This is a genomic window from Xanthomonas bromi, assembly GCF_900092025.1.
Classification (GTDB): Bacteria; Pseudomonadota; Gammaproteobacteria; order Xanthomonadales; family Xanthomonadaceae; genus Xanthomonas; species Xanthomonas bromi.
On sequence record NZ_FLTX01000050.1, the window covers coordinates 1 to 14,216 of the forward strand.

At 63.0% G+C, this 14,216-nt stretch carries 10 protein-coding genes and 1 pseudogene; 6 read left to right on the top strand and 5 right to left on the bottom strand.

The window, feature by feature from the left end; translation table 11 throughout:
• The first annotated feature begins 162 nt into the window (after nucleotides 1-162).
• On the top strand, nucleotides 163-516 hold the full coding sequence (locus XBLMG947_RS15635; RefSeq protein ID WP_065469553.1) for a ribonuclease E inhibitor RraB: 354 nt from the start codon (nucleotides 163-165) through the stop codon (nucleotides 514-516).
• Nucleotides 517-598: 82 nt separating this feature from the next.
• On the opposite strand, the gene XBLMG947_RS15640 is transcribed toward XBLMG947_RS15635, so the two are convergent.
• From XBLMG947_RS15640 to XBLMG947_RS15655, 4 genes are all read right to left on the bottom strand, one after another.
• Nucleotides 599-1,132 carry a lipocalin family protein gene (locus tag XBLMG947_RS15640; protein WP_065469554.1) on the bottom strand — a complete coding sequence of 178 codons (534 nt, stop codon included), beginning with the start codon at nucleotides 1,130-1,132 and terminating at the stop codon, nucleotides 599-601.
• A 484-nt stretch (nucleotides 1,133-1,616) separates the two neighbouring features.
• Nucleotides 1,617-2,651, bottom strand: a complete 1,035-nt coding sequence (locus XBLMG947_RS15645) for a glycoside hydrolase family 43 protein (RefSeq protein WP_065469555.1) — start codon at nucleotides 2,649-2,651, stop codon at nucleotides 1,617-1,619.
• 31 nt (nucleotides 2,652-2,682) lie between these two features.
• Nucleotides 2,683-4,170 carry an MFS transporter gene (locus XBLMG947_RS15650; RefSeq protein WP_065469556.1) on the bottom strand — a complete coding sequence of 496 codons (1,488 nt, stop codon included), beginning with the start codon at nucleotides 4,168-4,170 and terminating at the stop codon, nucleotides 2,683-2,685.
• Nucleotides 4,171-4,268: 98 nt separating this feature from the next.
• Entirely contained in the window at nucleotides 4,269-7,202 is a 2,934-nt protein-coding gene (locus XBLMG947_RS15655) for a TonB-dependent receptor (RefSeq protein WP_065469557.1), read from the bottom strand.
• 281 nt (nucleotides 7,203-7,483) lie between these two features.
• On the opposite strand from XBLMG947_RS15655, the gene XBLMG947_RS15660 reads away from it, so the two are divergent.
• The 4 genes and pseudogenes from XBLMG947_RS15660 (at nucleotide 7,484) to uxaC (ending at nucleotide 12,764) form a co-directional block, all read left to right on the top strand.
• Nucleotides 7,484-8,977 (top strand): MFS transporter, encoded by a 1,494-nt coding sequence (locus XBLMG947_RS15660; RefSeq protein WP_083993158.1) that lies wholly within the window; start codon nucleotides 7,484-7,486, stop codon nucleotides 8,975-8,977.
• Nucleotides 8,978-9,040: 63 nt separating this feature from the next.
• Nucleotides 9,041-9,986 (top strand): annotated as a pseudogene (locus XBLMG947_RS15665) (endo-1,4-beta-xylanase).
• Nucleotides 9,987-10,324: 338 nt separating this feature from the next.
• Nucleotides 10,325-11,305, top strand: coding sequence for an endo-1,4-beta-xylanase (locus XBLMG947_RS15675; protein ID WP_083993159.1), 981 nt, complete (start codon nucleotides 10,325-10,327; stop codon nucleotides 11,303-11,305).
• Between the two features lie 40 nt (nucleotides 11,306-11,345).
• A complete protein-coding gene (gene uxaC, locus XBLMG947_RS15680) occupies nucleotides 11,346-12,764 on the top strand; it encodes a glucuronate isomerase (protein ID WP_065469561.1) in 1,419 nt (472 codons plus the stop codon).
• 325 nt (nucleotides 12,765-13,089) lie between these two features.
• Here the strand turns inward: uxaC and XBLMG947_RS23740 are convergent, their stop codons facing one another.
• Nucleotides 13,090-13,425, bottom strand: coding sequence for a hypothetical protein (locus XBLMG947_RS23740; RefSeq protein WP_139074412.1), 336 nt, complete (start codon nucleotides 13,423-13,425; stop codon nucleotides 13,090-13,092).
• Here XBLMG947_RS23740 and XBLMG947_RS15685 point away from each other — a divergent pair.
• Entirely contained in the window at nucleotides 13,349-14,155 is an 807-nt protein-coding gene (locus XBLMG947_RS15685) for a hypothetical protein (RefSeq protein ID WP_245228213.1), read from the top strand. The genes XBLMG947_RS23740 and XBLMG947_RS15685 overlap by 77 nt on opposite strands.
• Nucleotides 14,156-14,216 lie beyond the last annotated feature (61 nt).

Consider the following 14,216-nt stretch of genomic DNA (forward strand, 5'->3'; position numbering starts at 1 on the left):
AGCCGCTCTTAGTGGGGCGATGGATCTCAGTAGCGCAAAAAGTCAGATTTATACACTTCTGGCTGCAATTGATTTCATTGCCTGCAGCTTAGGGAGAAATCAGATAAGCCAAAGCGCTAAGCTTCTTGATCGGCCAACCATGCGTCACAGATCGAATCAACCATGCAGCGAAATCCCGACCTGTATCCCAAAGACGATAACGGCGACACCCTTTGGCACATTGCGCAGCAGGGCGTGGATCTTTCCAGACCGCGCGAAATTGCTTTTTCCGTGGTGTTCCCCAGCAAGGAGTCGGCACTGGAATTTTCGGTGACGTTGCTGCGCTTCGAGCAGAAGGTACGTTGTTGCCATTACCCGGAAAACACCGCGTTTCCGATGGATGTCACGGTGTACCCGACCATGGTGCCGTCGCACACGGCGATTTCCGCCTTCGAGGAAGAGTTGGCCGTGGAGGCCAAGTCCTTGGGTGGCTTGAATGACGGCTGGGAGTTTTCAGTGGATGACAAGGACGCCTGACGCACTCGGTGTGCGAGCTTGGCGATGGAGTCACTGCATCGCTGAGCTCGTTGCACGCTTACAGCGTCACCTCTTTACCGCATCAGCGCTGCGACTGAGGTACGCGTCGCAGCTGCGAGACGTCGTAGCCCATTGCGGCGATACGTTGAACGGCCTGCTGATAGTCCGCATCGGAGACCTGCGGGGTACGTGCCATGTACCAGACGTAGTCGCGCTTGCTGCGTGCCACGATGGTCTGCGTGTACTCCGCGTCGCGCCAGGCGATCACGTATTCGGCCTTGAATGGCCAGATGAATTGCATGCTCCACAGCGCGCCATTTCCCTCCTTTGCGACCTGTCCGATCGGATGCATGGACTTGAGCGGTGCCTGGAAGCTGCCCTTGCGGAAGGTGAAGGTGGTCTGGATGCGGCCATCGGGTCGCAGCGCATAACGCTCTACGGCGTCGTAGGCCTTGCGTTCGGGACGGGTCGGAATATGCGCGATGACATACCAGTCGCCCATGAAGCGCGGCACGTCGACGCTGTCTGCGCGGGGCAGGGCGGAGCGCGGCTCGCTACCGCTGGCGCTGCCGTAGACCGCAAGGGTGAGTAAGAACAGCATCGACGCCTGGCGCATGGCAACCTCTTAAGAAACTCAGTGCAGGGGCATACGTTGCGATGGTGGGTGTGGATGCAGCGTGCAATGCGCTGTCTACCGAAAGGTGCGATGGTCTCTCGGTGGTTGGCGGGCGCTACCGTTGCGATGCCCGCTCGGACACATTGAAGAATGGGATTGCCGCGGATTGCTGAGTGGTCACAGGCGGGCCAAGGCAGGATCGCAGGATCTCGCGTAGCAACTCGACAGCCGGGCTGGCTTGGCAATCATGCGCTATGGCGTTGCGGGGTCGGGAGCGCTCTTCAAGCGACCGAAACGTAGCAAGCAGTCGTCAGGTGAGGTGGATGGCGCACTTGGAGCGGCAGCGCACGGATGGTCAATTCCACACCGCGCACCGGTCGCGCTCGTCTGACAATGAGCGCTGTCCTTGTGTCAGCCGCTCCGATGCACATTCAGCCGGCGAGCCCATGAGGGACAGGCAGCAACGAACGTGACCGCCGCCATGTCACCACGGCGAGACGGTATCCGTCCCATACGGGTGGATCGTCGCAATCGTGCCATCTGCCAGATGTTCCAGCGGCGCCATCTTGATGTTGCGCAGATGGGTCTGGCCGCCCGACACCACGGCGTCGTGATAGAACACATACCACTGGCCGTCGAACGCGCAGATGGAGTGGTGCGTGGTCCAGCCGATCACCGGCTGCATGAGGACGCCCTGGTAGCGGAACGGGCCATACGGCGAGTCGCTGGTGGCGTAGCAGATCAGGTGCGTATCGCCAGTGGAATACGACAGGTAATAACGACCGGCGTGGCGGTGCAGCCAGGGGCCTTCGAAGAAACGGCGGCTGCGGTCGTCGGCGCGTAGCGGGGCGCCGTGTTCGTCGAGGATGACGATCTCGCGCGTGGATTCGGCCAGTTGCGTCATGTCTTCGCGCAGGCGTCCCACGCGTGGACCCAGTGCAGGCGCATCGCCCACCGGTTCCTGGTTGGTCTGCGCATAGACGTTGTCGCGGTAGTGCTGCAGTTGGCCGCCCCAGATGCCGCCGAAATACAGGTAATGCGCGCCATCGTCGTCGGCGAAGACGGCCGGGTCGATCGAGTAGGTGTCTGCGATCGGTTCGGCTTCGGCCACAAACGGGCCTTCGGGGCGCTCGCCCACCGCCACGCCGATCTGGAAGATGCCGTCGGCGCGTTTTGCCGGGAAATACAGATAGGTCTTGCCATTGCGCTGTGCGGCATCCGGTGCCCACATCTGGCGCTGTGCCCAGGGTACGTCGCGTACATGCAGCACTTCGCCAAGGTCCTCGACCGGCGCGTTGGGATGCGCCATGCGAAAGACGTGGTAATCGGCCATGTCGAAATGCGAGCCATCGTCGCTGAAGGCAACGCCGGCATCGATGTCGTGCGAGGGATAGATATACAACGCGCCATCGAACACATGTGCGGACGGGTCGGCGGTGTAGAGATGGGTGACCAGCGGTGCGGAAATGGCGGTGCGCGCCAGGGCCTGCAGTGTGGCGGCTTGCAGCTCATCGGACATGCGCGTACCTGTGCATAACGTGGAAGGAAGGTCAGACAGCGGCGAGCGGAGCGGCGTGTCGGCGCACGCCCAGTTCGTGTTCGATGCGGGTTTCCAGCGCTTTGTCGATTTCGTATAGCGCCAGCAGTGCGGTGCCGAGTAGAAATGGCAGCGACGCGTACACGCTGATGGCCAGGCGGATGCCGCCGGTGACTGCGGCACTTTGCTGCGGCAGCGCTGCGTCGTAGCCGTAGAACGCCAGGATGCCGGCGACCAACGCGCCGCCCACGCTCAGGCCGATCTTCAAGCCGCACAACATCGCCGAGAAGATGATGGCGGTGGCGCGGCGGTGGTTCTTCCACTCCGAATAATCGGCCACATCGGCAATCATCGCCCACAGCAGCGGGATGGTGATGCCGTAGAAAAATCCGTGCAGCACATAGGACGCGAATACCCAGCCGATCGCGTTCGGCGGGTACAGGTAGAACGCCAGCAAGAACAGCGTGGAGATCAGCAGCGCACCACCGAACACATTGCGCTTGCCATAGCGGTCGGCCAGGCGCTTGGAAAAGCCGATGCCCACGATCATGGCCAGGATGCCGCCGGCACTGAACACGCTGAATGCAGAGGTCGGTGCGTCCTGCGGCCAGTGCACCGCACTCATGCCGGCGCCGGTCAACACGCTGTTGATCCCGGCGATGAAGCGGTTGAAGCCGGCGTGATCGAGAAACTGCGTCAACGCGTCGGCGTCGAGGTAGTACTTGAAGTAGTAGATGTACATCCCGCCCTTCATGGCGAGATTGATGAAGACCAAAATCGTCAGTGCCAGCATCACCAGCCAGGGCTTGTTGCGCACCAGGTCGGTGAGGTCCTGGCGTACGCTGCTGCGTTGTTCGGCGATCGGCAGTACGCGCTCGCGCGTGGTGAAGAAGGTGATCATGAAGCACAGCGTGCCGACTGCAGCGAACAGCGCCATGGTGTTGCGAAAGCCTTGCGCCTTGTCGCCGTTGCCCAGGATCAACACCAACGGCAGCAGCAGCACCTGGATGATGAACTGCGCAAAGGTCACCGCCAGGAAGCGATACGCCGACAAGCTGTTGCGCTGTTCCATGCTGCCGGTGAGCACACCGCTCAAGGCCGAATACGGCAGGTTATTGGCCACGTACACCAGCATCAGCAAGGTGTAGGTGGCAAATGCGTAGGCGATCTTGCCCTGTTCACCGAGCGCGGGCGTGTTGAAGGCGGCCAGCGACAGTGCGCCGAAGGGCAGCGCCGTCCACAGGATCCACGGACGGAACTTGCCCCAACGGGTGCGGGTGCGGTCGGCGAGGATGCCGATGATGGGCGTGAACACGAATGCGCCCAACATGCCGACCACAAAGATCAACGTGGCCGCCGCGCCCGCAGGAATGCGGAACACATCGGTATAGAAAAACGCCAGGAAGGTGACCAGCGTCTGAAAGATCAGGTTAGCGGCCAGGTCGCCCAGGCTGTAGCCGATCTTTTCGCGCACGGAGAGTTGCTGTGACCGATCGTTCATGAGGTGGGGCGGACTCGAAGAATGCTGCGGAAAACGCCGCGGCGCGCATTGCGTCACCGGTCGCCGCTGGGAGGAACGGCGACCGATGACGACAACACTCAAAAGGTACCGCGGATGCCGAGCATGACGGTGCGCCCGGGCTCATACAGATCGTAGGTGGCGTTGGGCCACGCGTAAGTGGTGCGCAGCGGCTCTTTGGTGATGTTGGTGATGTTGAGGGTGAGTTGCGGCTTGGACGGTAGCCAATCCAGCGCGTAGCTCGCCGACAGATCCAGCTGGCCGCGTGCATCGGCATTCAGGCGTGCATACGGAATGCCGTTCTGGTTGGCGCCGGAGATCACCATGTCGTCGTTCCAGGTGTAGGACAGGCGCACCGAGGCGGCGTTCTTTTCCCAATACACCGTGCCGTTCCACAGGTTCGGCGCCACGCCGACCGCCACTGCCGGAACACCTTCGCCTTCCGACGATTGGGCGACGTGCGTGTAGTTGACGCTGAAGCCCAGGCCGTCGACCAGCTTGTCCAGCGGCTGCACCCAGATCGCCTCGGTGCCGCGGATGTCGAGCACACCGTCGGCATTGACCTGCGTCTGCACATCCACGGTGGCCGCATTGGGGCCACCGCGCTGCTCCAGACCGGCCTGCTGGATGGGCAGCAGGGTGTCGTAGGCCACACCCAGATCGTTGAACGGAATCCGACGGACACCGTTGACGGTGAAGCCGCTGATGCGCTTGTTGAACAGCGTCAGGCCCACATAGCCTTCGCCGCCGGTGTACCACTCGCCGCCGAAGTCGACGTTGGTGGACAGGTACGGCGCCAGCTTGGGATTGCCTTGGGTCGCGGTCTGCGCGGAGGGGTCGCTGAAGTTGGTGTTGGGCAACATCGCGCTCGGGTCCGGGCGGGTGAGCGTGCGCGAGCTGGACAGGCGCAGCACAACATTGTCGGCTACATCCCAGGCCGCGTTGAACGAGGGCAGGGTTTGCCTGTAATCCGAATCCAGCACCTGCACGGTGCGGACGCCGTTGACGGTGACCGGGCCGGTGATGGTCTGGTCGGTGGTGACGTAACGCACGCCGGCGTTGAGGCGCAGCGTGCGGTTCCAGACTTCGGTTTCCGCATTGGTCTCGATGTAGAAACCCAGATTCTTTTCGCGGATGCCACCGGCCGAGGCGCCGGTATTGGCGGAGTTGGTTTCCGGTGCGGAATCGCGCAGCGGGTAATAGTTGGTGTCGCCCAGGAAGCGACCGAAATCGGCGGTGATGAAGCCGTCCGGGCCGGGCCGCAGATAGTTGGCCAGGGCCGAATTCGGGATGGCAGAACCAGGGCCACCATTACACACGGTGCCGCCATTGCCGCGGCACACCACCTGCTCCCAGGCCACGCTGTTGTCGAAGCCGCGGATGGTGCGCTCGGCCTGGTCGTAGGCCGCACCGATCTTGATGTTGCGCTTGTCTTCGCCGAACTGCAGGTCGGCGCGTGCGCCGCGGGTTTCGGTAATGCGCTTTTCGTTCTGGATATTGACCCGGCCACCGGTCCAGCCCCAGCCCAGATTGGGGTCGTTGAGATCGAGCGGGCTGCTGATGTTGGGGCGGTCCCCGCCTTGGTTGCGATAGTCCACGGTGGTGAACGGCGAGGTGACCAGGATGCTGGGCGACTCGCGTGCCAGCCAGCTGCGCGTGGCGTTGGCCTGTACGTTGAGCTTGATGTCCTGCTCGGCGCCGAACAGCAGTTCCGCACCGGGATTGACGCTCCAGAACTTGACGTTCTCGCGGTACGGGCGCGCTTCCAGGAAATACTGCGCGTTGGCGAAGGTGGCGCTGGTCACCACGTTGTTCTGATCCAGCTGCATACCGAGCGGAATCATGTTGCCGTTGCGGCCGATCAGATTCATGCTGGTCCGCTCGGTGGTGCGCTTGGCTTCGGAGTACAGCGTGTCCAGGTAGAAATGCATGCTGTCGGAGGGGCGCCATTCCAGCGACATCACCGACGCATCGCGGTCGCGCTCCCCCTTCATGTAGACCTGGCGGCCCAGGCGCGGAATCAATGCATCGCTGATCTGGTCGATACTCAGCCCCGGGTTGCGTGCCAGCAGCCACGCGGCGTCGATGGTGTCGCCCGTGGTGAGGCCGCTGCCGGCAGTGGCCGGCACGGTGTCGGGAATGCGCCAGTTGCCGCCGCCGTTGATGTTGCACGCCGTTGGCTGATTGGTGGCCGGCGTGCCGGCGGGCGGAGTAAGGCCGCACTGCGTGTAGGTGAGGCCGGGATTGGTCCAGCCCACGCTCTCGAAGCCGCGCACGCCGAGTTTGCTGCGCACCGATGCCACGCCGACCAGCGCGCCGAAGGTGCCTTCTTCGTTGGTCCAGCTGCCCATAAAGGCGCCACGTGGGGTGGTTTTTTCGCTGGTGCTGTTCCAGTCGGCCTGTGCCTGATAGGTGGAGTGCGTGCCGGGGTGGTCGAACGGGCGCGCGCTGCGCATGTCCACCACGCCGGAGACGCCGCCTTCGAGCATGCTCGCGGTTGGCGTCTTGCTCACCGTGAGCTGGGTGAAGAATTCGGTGGGAAACAGATTCAGATCGACTTCGCGGTTCTGATTCTGCGCGTTCAAGCCGATCGAGGCGGTGGCGATGCTGGCGCCGTTGAGCGTGGTCTTGGTGAAACTGGTGCCCAGGCCACGGATGGCGATGTTGAGGCCTTCGCCGTTGACGTCACGCGCCAGCTGCACGCCGGGGATGCGGTTGAGCGATTCGGCGATGTTCATGTCCGGAAACTTGCCGATGTCTTCGGCAAACACGGTGTCGGCAAAGCCCACCGAATCGCGCTTGGCATCGGTGGAGAACTGGATGCTGCGTCGGTAGCCGGAGACAGTGATGGTGTCGAGTTGTTTCACTGCATCGTTGTCGCCGGCAGTGGCAGGCGGCGTCTGCGCGGTGCTGTCGGCATCGGTGGATTGTGCCCAGGCGGCGGTGCTGGACATGCCCAGCAGAATGGATCCCAACGCGCAGGACAACGCGGTTCGTGCGTAGCTGTTCTTCACCGTAATCCCTTCCCTAACAGGTAGCAGATGTCCCACGCATCGCCCCTGCGCAGGGAGTGCCGCTGCCGGTGCACGGCGCGACGATGGTGCGGTGGGGGAAGCGGACGATCAGTGCGCTCGATGTTAGCGCTACCAATTTCGGAACATCACGCTGCAGGGCAGCATCGGTGTCTGGACACAGCAGCACACAGCTGCGGCAAGTGCCAATTGCAGCGTCTAGACGCTTGCCTACGGCGACGCAGTGCTGCACTGCGCGATGGATTTATCGCCCCGTCGTGGTAATGGTAGCGCTATCACCGGTGGCGCAAGGCCACGTCCGTGCAGGTGCAGTGGTCGATGAATCGAATCCAAGAACGCGACAGCGATGTGCCCGGCTCCGATTTGGCCGACGCGCACATGCGAAACGTCACGCAACCGGTACTTGTCACATCCGTTCCGGCGCGGTTGCGCAGGCCACGCACATGAGCGACGTACCCACCGCGGCGCCTGTCACTGCGTCGGTACGGCTTGGCCGGGTGCGCTGGCGCGTCTGCGCCTTGCTGCTGGCCGCCACCACCATCAACTATGTGGATCGCCAGGTGCTGGGCGTGCTGGCGCCGTTCTTGCAGACGCAGATCGGCTGGAACGAAATCCAGTACGGCTACATCGTCACCGCATTCCAGGCCGCCTATGCGTTGGGATTGCTGTGCAGCGGTGCGGTGATCGACCGCTTCGGCACCCGGCTTGGCTATGCGCTGGCGATCGGCATCTGGAGTCTGGCAGCGATGGGGCATGCGTTGGCTACCAGCGTGGTGGGCTTTGCGATTGCACGGTTTTTTCTGGGCCTGGGCGAATCGGGTAATTTTCCTGCGGCGCTCAAGACCGTGGCCGAGTGGTTCCCGCGCCGCGAGCGTGCGCTGGCTACCGGCATCTTCAATTCCGGCTCCAACATCGGTGCCATCGTCGCGCCGTTGCTGGTGCCGTTGATCGCCACCGCCTGGGGGTGGCAATCGGCATTTCTGTTCACCGGCGTGCTCAGTGCCACCTGGCTGGCAGTGTGGTGGTTCAGTTATCACCCGCCGGAGCAACGTCCCGGATTGTCGGCCGCAGAACTGGCACATATCCGCAGCGATGCGTATGAGCCGGTGCAACGCCGCCTCTCTTGGTTGCAGGTGCTACGGCATCGGCAGGCCTGGGCGTTTGTCCTGGGCAAGCTCATCACCGACCCGATCTGGTGGTTCTTCCTGTTCTGGCTGCCGAAGTTCCTGCATGCCCAATACGGTTTGAGCCTGCTGCAGTTGGGCGCACCGTTGATCGTGATTTTCGTGCTGGCCGATATCGGCAGCATCGCCGGCGGTTGGGTGGCCGGGCGTTTCATCGCGCGCGGCTGGAGCGTCAATCGCGCACGCAAGACCGCGATGCTGATCTGCGCGATTTCCGTGGTGCCCATCGTGTTCGCCGCACGCGCCGACCATTTGTGGTTGGCGGTCGCGTTGATCGGGCTGGCCACCGCCGCACACCAGGGCTGGTCGGCCAATCTGTTTACGTTGCCCTCGGACATGTTTCCGCGGCATGCGGTCGCCACGGTGGTGGGCATCGGGGGTTTCGCCGGTGCGGTGGGCGGGATGTTGATCGCTACCTTCATCGGCTTTCTGTTGCAGGCCACTGGAAGCTACGTGCCGGTGTTTCTGATGGCCGGCTCGGCCTACCTGCTGGCCTTGGCCGTCGTGCACGCGTTGGTGCCGCGGCTGGAGCCGGCACCGTTGCCTGCAGATGCAGCGCCGACATCGTCCTGAGGTGAGCTTATGCATATGCCCGCAGTCATAGCGGGATTGCTGGCAGTTATAGTGGGATTGCTGATGGGGGCGGGCATGGCGGCACCTGTCTATGGCGCGCCGCTGGCATCGACGGCGTCCAAGTTTCCCGGTAGTGCATATGGGCCGCAACAGGCACCGGGTTTTGCGCAGTACTGGAACACGCTCACCCCGGAAAACGGCGGAAAATGGGGCAATGTGGAGGCCGTGCGCGACCAGATGGACTGGAGCGCGCTGGATGCTGCGTACGCTTTCGCACAGGCCAATCACATGCCCTTCCAGATGCATGTGATGGTGTGGGGCAACCAGCAGCCGGAGTGGATCAAGACCTTGCGGCCGGCCGAGCAGCGCCGCGAGATCGAGCAATGGTTTGCCGCCGTTGCGCAGCGCTACCCGGATATTGCGCTGCTGGAGGTGGTGAACGAACCCCTCAACGACCCGCCGAGCAAGGCCGATACCGGCGGCGGCAACTATCTGCAGGCGCTAGGGGGCGACGGCGCCAGCGGCTGGGAATGGGTGCTGCAGTCGTTTCGGCTGGCGCGCCAGCATTTCCCGCACACCACGCTGATGATCAACGACTACAGCATCACCAATAGCGCGCAGACCACGCAGAAGTATTTGCAGATCGTGCGGTTGCTGCAGCGCGAGAAGCTGGTCGATGCCATCGGCGTGCAGGAGCACGCCTTCGAGACCACACCGAGTGTTGCGATGTCGGTGCATCGCAACAATCTGGATGCGTTGGCGGCCACCGGGTTGCCGATCTACATCACCGAGTTCGATCTGGACGGGCCGACCGATGCGCAGCAGCTGGCCGATTCCTGTGTTCTGGGAACACCCGGCAGTGCATGGCATCACCGTGTGGGGCTTTCGGCCCGGCTTGTGGCGCGACAAGGAGGCGGCGTCCCTGATCCGCGCCGACGGCAGCGAACGTCCCGCGCTCACGTGGCTGCGTGATTACGTTGCTGCCCATCGCGGTACGTCTGCGCCATGACATTTGCTGCTGATTGCCGCGCGTTTCCACGCTGCTTTTTGACATGTTCCCGTGGTATGCAGTCGCGGCGGTGGCCGGCGTCGGCGGCTTCGCCGCTGCGGTGGGCAGCATGTTGATCGCAATCTTCCGAGGGTTCGTTTTGGAGGCCACCGGAGCTACATTTCTGTCTTGTTGATTGCGGCTTCGGTCTACATTCTGGCGCTGAGGGTGGTGCACCGCCGGGCGTCACGACTGGGGCCGTTGCCAGTTGTTTGTGAACTTTGACGTGGATCGGACGCACCCTCAGTGCACCTGTTCTTTTCCACGACTGTTTCGCTCAATCTATCGAGGATGCCAACATGTTGAAATTACGTTACCCGCTCTTGCTTGTTCTGTTGCTGGGCGCTTGTGCGTCCGCGGCCGCCGAGCCGATCGCTGCCGGCAAGCAACGCGTCCTGGGCAGCGCCTACAGCCCGACGCAAGCGCAGGGTTTCACTGCTGACTGGGACGGCGACGTCGCCGAAAATGCCGGGAAATGGGGCAGCGTCGAAGCCGTGCGCGGCCAGATGAACTGGGGCCCGCTCGACGAGGCTTACCAGCTGGCCAAGCGCAACCATATGCAGTTTCAGTACCATTGCGGCATCTGGGGCGCCCAGCAGCCGACGTGGGTGCGCAACCTACCGCCGAACGAGCAGCTTGCTGCGATCGAACATTGGTTCTCCGCCATCGCACAGCGCTACCCCGACATCGATCTGATGCAGGTGGCCAATGAGACGCTGCCGGGCCACAATCAACCCGATAACCGCAACGCCGATTCGGGCAACTACATGCAGGCGCTGGGCGGCACCGGTGCGACCGGCGTGGACTGGGTGCTTCAGGCATTCCGCATTGCACGCAAGTATTTCCCGCATACCAAGCTGATGATCAATGACTTCGGCGTCACCGGTGATACGGCCGCTGCCAGACAGTATCTGCGGACCATCCAGCTGCTGCAGCAAGAACACCTGGTCGATGCGATCGGCATCCAGGGACACGCCTTCGAGACCGCCTATGCACCGGTGTCGGTGCAGCGCGGCAACCTCGACCTGCTCGCCACGACCGGCCTGCCGATCTACATCACCGAGTTCGATCTGGACGGGCGTAACGACGCAGAACAGTTGGCCGCGTACCAGCGGATCTTCCCGATGTTCTGGGAGCATCCGGCCGTGCGTGGTGTGAACCTGTGGGGCTTCCGTCACGGTCTGTGGCGTGACAACGATGGTGCGTATCTGATTAATTACGACGGCAGCGAACGCCCGGCATTGACCTGGCTGCGCAGCTACGTCGCCAGCAGGCCCTAACCAGGCGTCCTGCTTACTCCCCATCGGGCTGAGATCGATCATGCGTTCTTCTGTGTTGTCCTTGCATCCCGATCGTTTGCTGCCGGCCGATCCCGGCACGCGTGCGATCGCCCGCCGCTTGTACGCACAGGTTGCAGCGCTGCCGATCATCAGCCCGCATGGCCACACCGATCCGGCGTGGTTCGCCACCAATGCGGCGTTCGCCAATGCCACCGAGTTGTTATTGGTGCCGGACCACTATGTGTTCCGCATGTTGTACAGCCAGGGCATCGACCTGGATGCGCTTGGCATCCCGCGTGCGGATGGCACGCGGGCAGCGATCGACCCGCGTGCGGCGTGGCGCGTGTTTGCCGAGCATTACACGTTGTTGCGTGGCACCCCGTCGTCACTGTGGCTCAATCATGTGTTCCATGACGTCTTCGATCTACGCATCCGGCTCGATGCCGGCACCGCCGATCACTATTACGACCACATTACCGCCGCGCTGCAGACCCCGGGCTTTCTGCCGCGCGCGTTGTTCGAGCGCTTCAACATCGAGGTGATCGCCACCACCGAGTCGCCGCTGGATCCGCTGCAGCATCATGCGGCGATTGCCGCCAGCGGCTGGCAGGGACGAGTGGTGACGGCGTATCGCCCCGACCCGGTGGTGGACCCGGAGCACGAGCAGTTTGCCGATGCGTTGCAGCAGTTCGGCGTGCTCACCGGCGAGGATGTGCTGAGCTGGAATGGCTATCTGCGCGCGCATCGGCAACGGCGTGCGTTCTTTGCTGCGCACGGCGCGACCTCGACCGATCACGGGCATCACAGCGCCGCTACCGCCGATCTGTCGCCGGCCGAAGCGCAGGGCCTGTTCGAAACGGTGGTGCGCGGTGCAGCCACGCCGGAACAGGCCGAGTTGTTCCGCGCGCAGGTGCTGACCGAAATGGCGGCCATGAGCCTGGACGATGGGTTGGTGATGCAGCTGCATCCGGGCTGCTTTCGCAATCACAATCGGCCGCTATTCGAGCGGTACGGGCGCGACAAGGGCGCCGATATTCCAATGCGCACCGATTACGTGCTTGCGTTGAAACCCTTGCTGGATCGCCATGGCAACGACCCGCGCCTGCGCTTGATCGTGTTCACCCTGGACGAGACCAGCTACAGCCGCGAGCTGGCGCCCTTGGCCGGGCATTACCCATCCCTGCTGCTTGGCCCGGCATGGTGGTTCCATGACGCACCGGAAGGCATGTGGCGCTTCCGCGAACAGACCCTGGCCAGCGCGGGCTTCTACAACACCGTGGGCTTCAACGACGACACCCGCGCGTTCCTGTCGATTCCGGCGCGGCACGATGTGGCGCGGCGCGTGGATAGCGCTTTTCTGGCCAAACTGGTGGCCGAGCATCGGCTCGACGAGGACGAGGCGATCGAGGTGGCGATCGACCTGGCCTACCGTCTGCCCAAGCGGGCCTACAACCTGTAAGAGCGGTGCGGGCACGCACCTCATCACGCTAGGGGGCGTCTGTTCGATCTGCCGACCAGGGGCGGTTTGGCTGTGCGCGGCCCGCTGCCTTGTTACTCCTGTGTGGCAAATCCGGACCTGCAACGGCATCAAGAGCCCTGCGCGCGCAGCGACGCGGATACGGAATCGCCGTCACGCGGCATCGACGGCGCGTGGATGCCCATCTAACAAAAGAATGTGACAGAGCAGGTAGTTATCGCGTTTGCGGCAGTGTTGACTTCGCTTTCTCGGATTCATCTTCCTGGCTGTGCATCATCGAAACGGATGCGCGAGGAAGATCAATGATTCAACCTTCATAGGGAAAGGGAATGATTAATTTCAGATCGAAGTCAGTGCTTGTCGCCTGCATCATCGGAAGTGTGGCCAGTGCAGCGGCCGCGACGCAGGGATCGTCCATCAACGCCGCTGGCCGCGCCGAGGCGATGTCCGCCTGGGAAGCGACGATCCGACAGCAGACGCCGTCGATGGAGGGGTGCTTCCGTTCGGCGTTCCCGAACACGGGCTGGCAGGCGACGCGCTGTGCCCCGCCGCCAAAGTTAGTGTCGGTGCCACCGGCCGTCACCACCGGCAACGCACGAACCACCGCACGGACCGATGGGGCTTTCACGGTCGGTAACGGCACCGACTACGCCGCCCACACCGGCCGTCTCACGCGCTCTGCCGTGGGCTCGTTCCCGAGCGTGAGCGGCGTGACCATCGGCGTGGCCGATTATTCGCTGCAGCTCAACACCGACCTCGCCAGTAATCCGACCACCTGCGCGCAATTCGGTTACTCCAGGTGCAGGACCTGGGAGCAGTTCGTCTACTCCACCGACGACGACGGCGATGCCAGCAATGGCCGCACTCCGAGCGTCTTCATCCAGAACTGGTTCTTAGCCGGCAGTGCCTCCCAGTACAACGTGGTCGGCTGCCCGTCCGGCTGGAGCGCCTATCCCGACCAGAACGCCTGCTATCGCAACAGCAATACGGTGAGCGTACCGCTGGTGCCGGTCTCCAGCATCGGCAGCATCAAGCTCACCGGTTCGGCGACCGCCGGCGGCGTGGACACGGTGTCGTTCTCGGTCAACGGCATAGCGTATAGCGTGAACCAGCCCGCCTGGACGTTGAACATCAACAAGATCTGGCGGCAGTCCGAGTTCAACATCTTCGGCAATGGCGGCGGCGACCCGCTGGTGTCGTTCAATCGCGGCTCGCACGTCACGGTGAACGTAGCCGTCAACGACGGCACGACCAATGCGCCGAAGTGCCTGGGCAATGCCGGCACCACGTTCCAAGAGAACAACCTGACGCTTGGCATCTGCACGGCCTCCGGTGGTTCTTCGCCCCACATCAGCTTCACCCAAAGCAACTAATGCTTGCGCAACGCCCGGGAAGGCTCTGGCCTTCCCGGGCGTTTGTGATTTGGGGCTTCCC

What these genes read in the sequence shown, in the direction of transcription:
- XBLMG947_RS15635 (WP_065469553.1), top strand. Translation starts at nt 163, where the DNA reads ATGCAGCGAAATCCCGACCTGTATCCCAAAGACGATAACGGCGACACC.
- XBLMG947_RS15640 (WP_065469554.1), bottom strand. Translation starts at nt 1,132, where the DNA reads ATGCGCCAGGCGTCGATGCTGTTCTTACTCACCCTTGCGGTCTACGGC.
- XBLMG947_RS15645 (WP_065469555.1), bottom strand. Translation starts at nt 2,651, where the DNA reads ATGTCCGATGAGCTGCAAGCCGCCACACTGCAGGCCCTGGCGCGCACC.
- XBLMG947_RS15650 (WP_065469556.1), bottom strand. Translation starts at nt 4,170, where the DNA reads ATGAACGATCGGTCACAGCAACTCTCCGTGCGCGAAAAGATCGGCTAC.
- XBLMG947_RS15660 (WP_083993158.1), top strand. Translation starts at nt 7,484, where the DNA reads ATGGTAGCGCTATCACCGGTGGCGCAAGGCCACGTCCGTGCAGGTGCA.
- XBLMG947_RS15675 (WP_083993159.1), top strand. Translation starts at nt 10,325, where the DNA reads ATGTTGAAATTACGTTACCCGCTCTTGCTTGTTCTGTTGCTGGGCGCT.
- uxaC (WP_065469561.1), top strand. Translation starts at nt 11,346, where the DNA reads ATGCGTTCTTCTGTGTTGTCCTTGCATCCCGATCGTTTGCTGCCGGCC.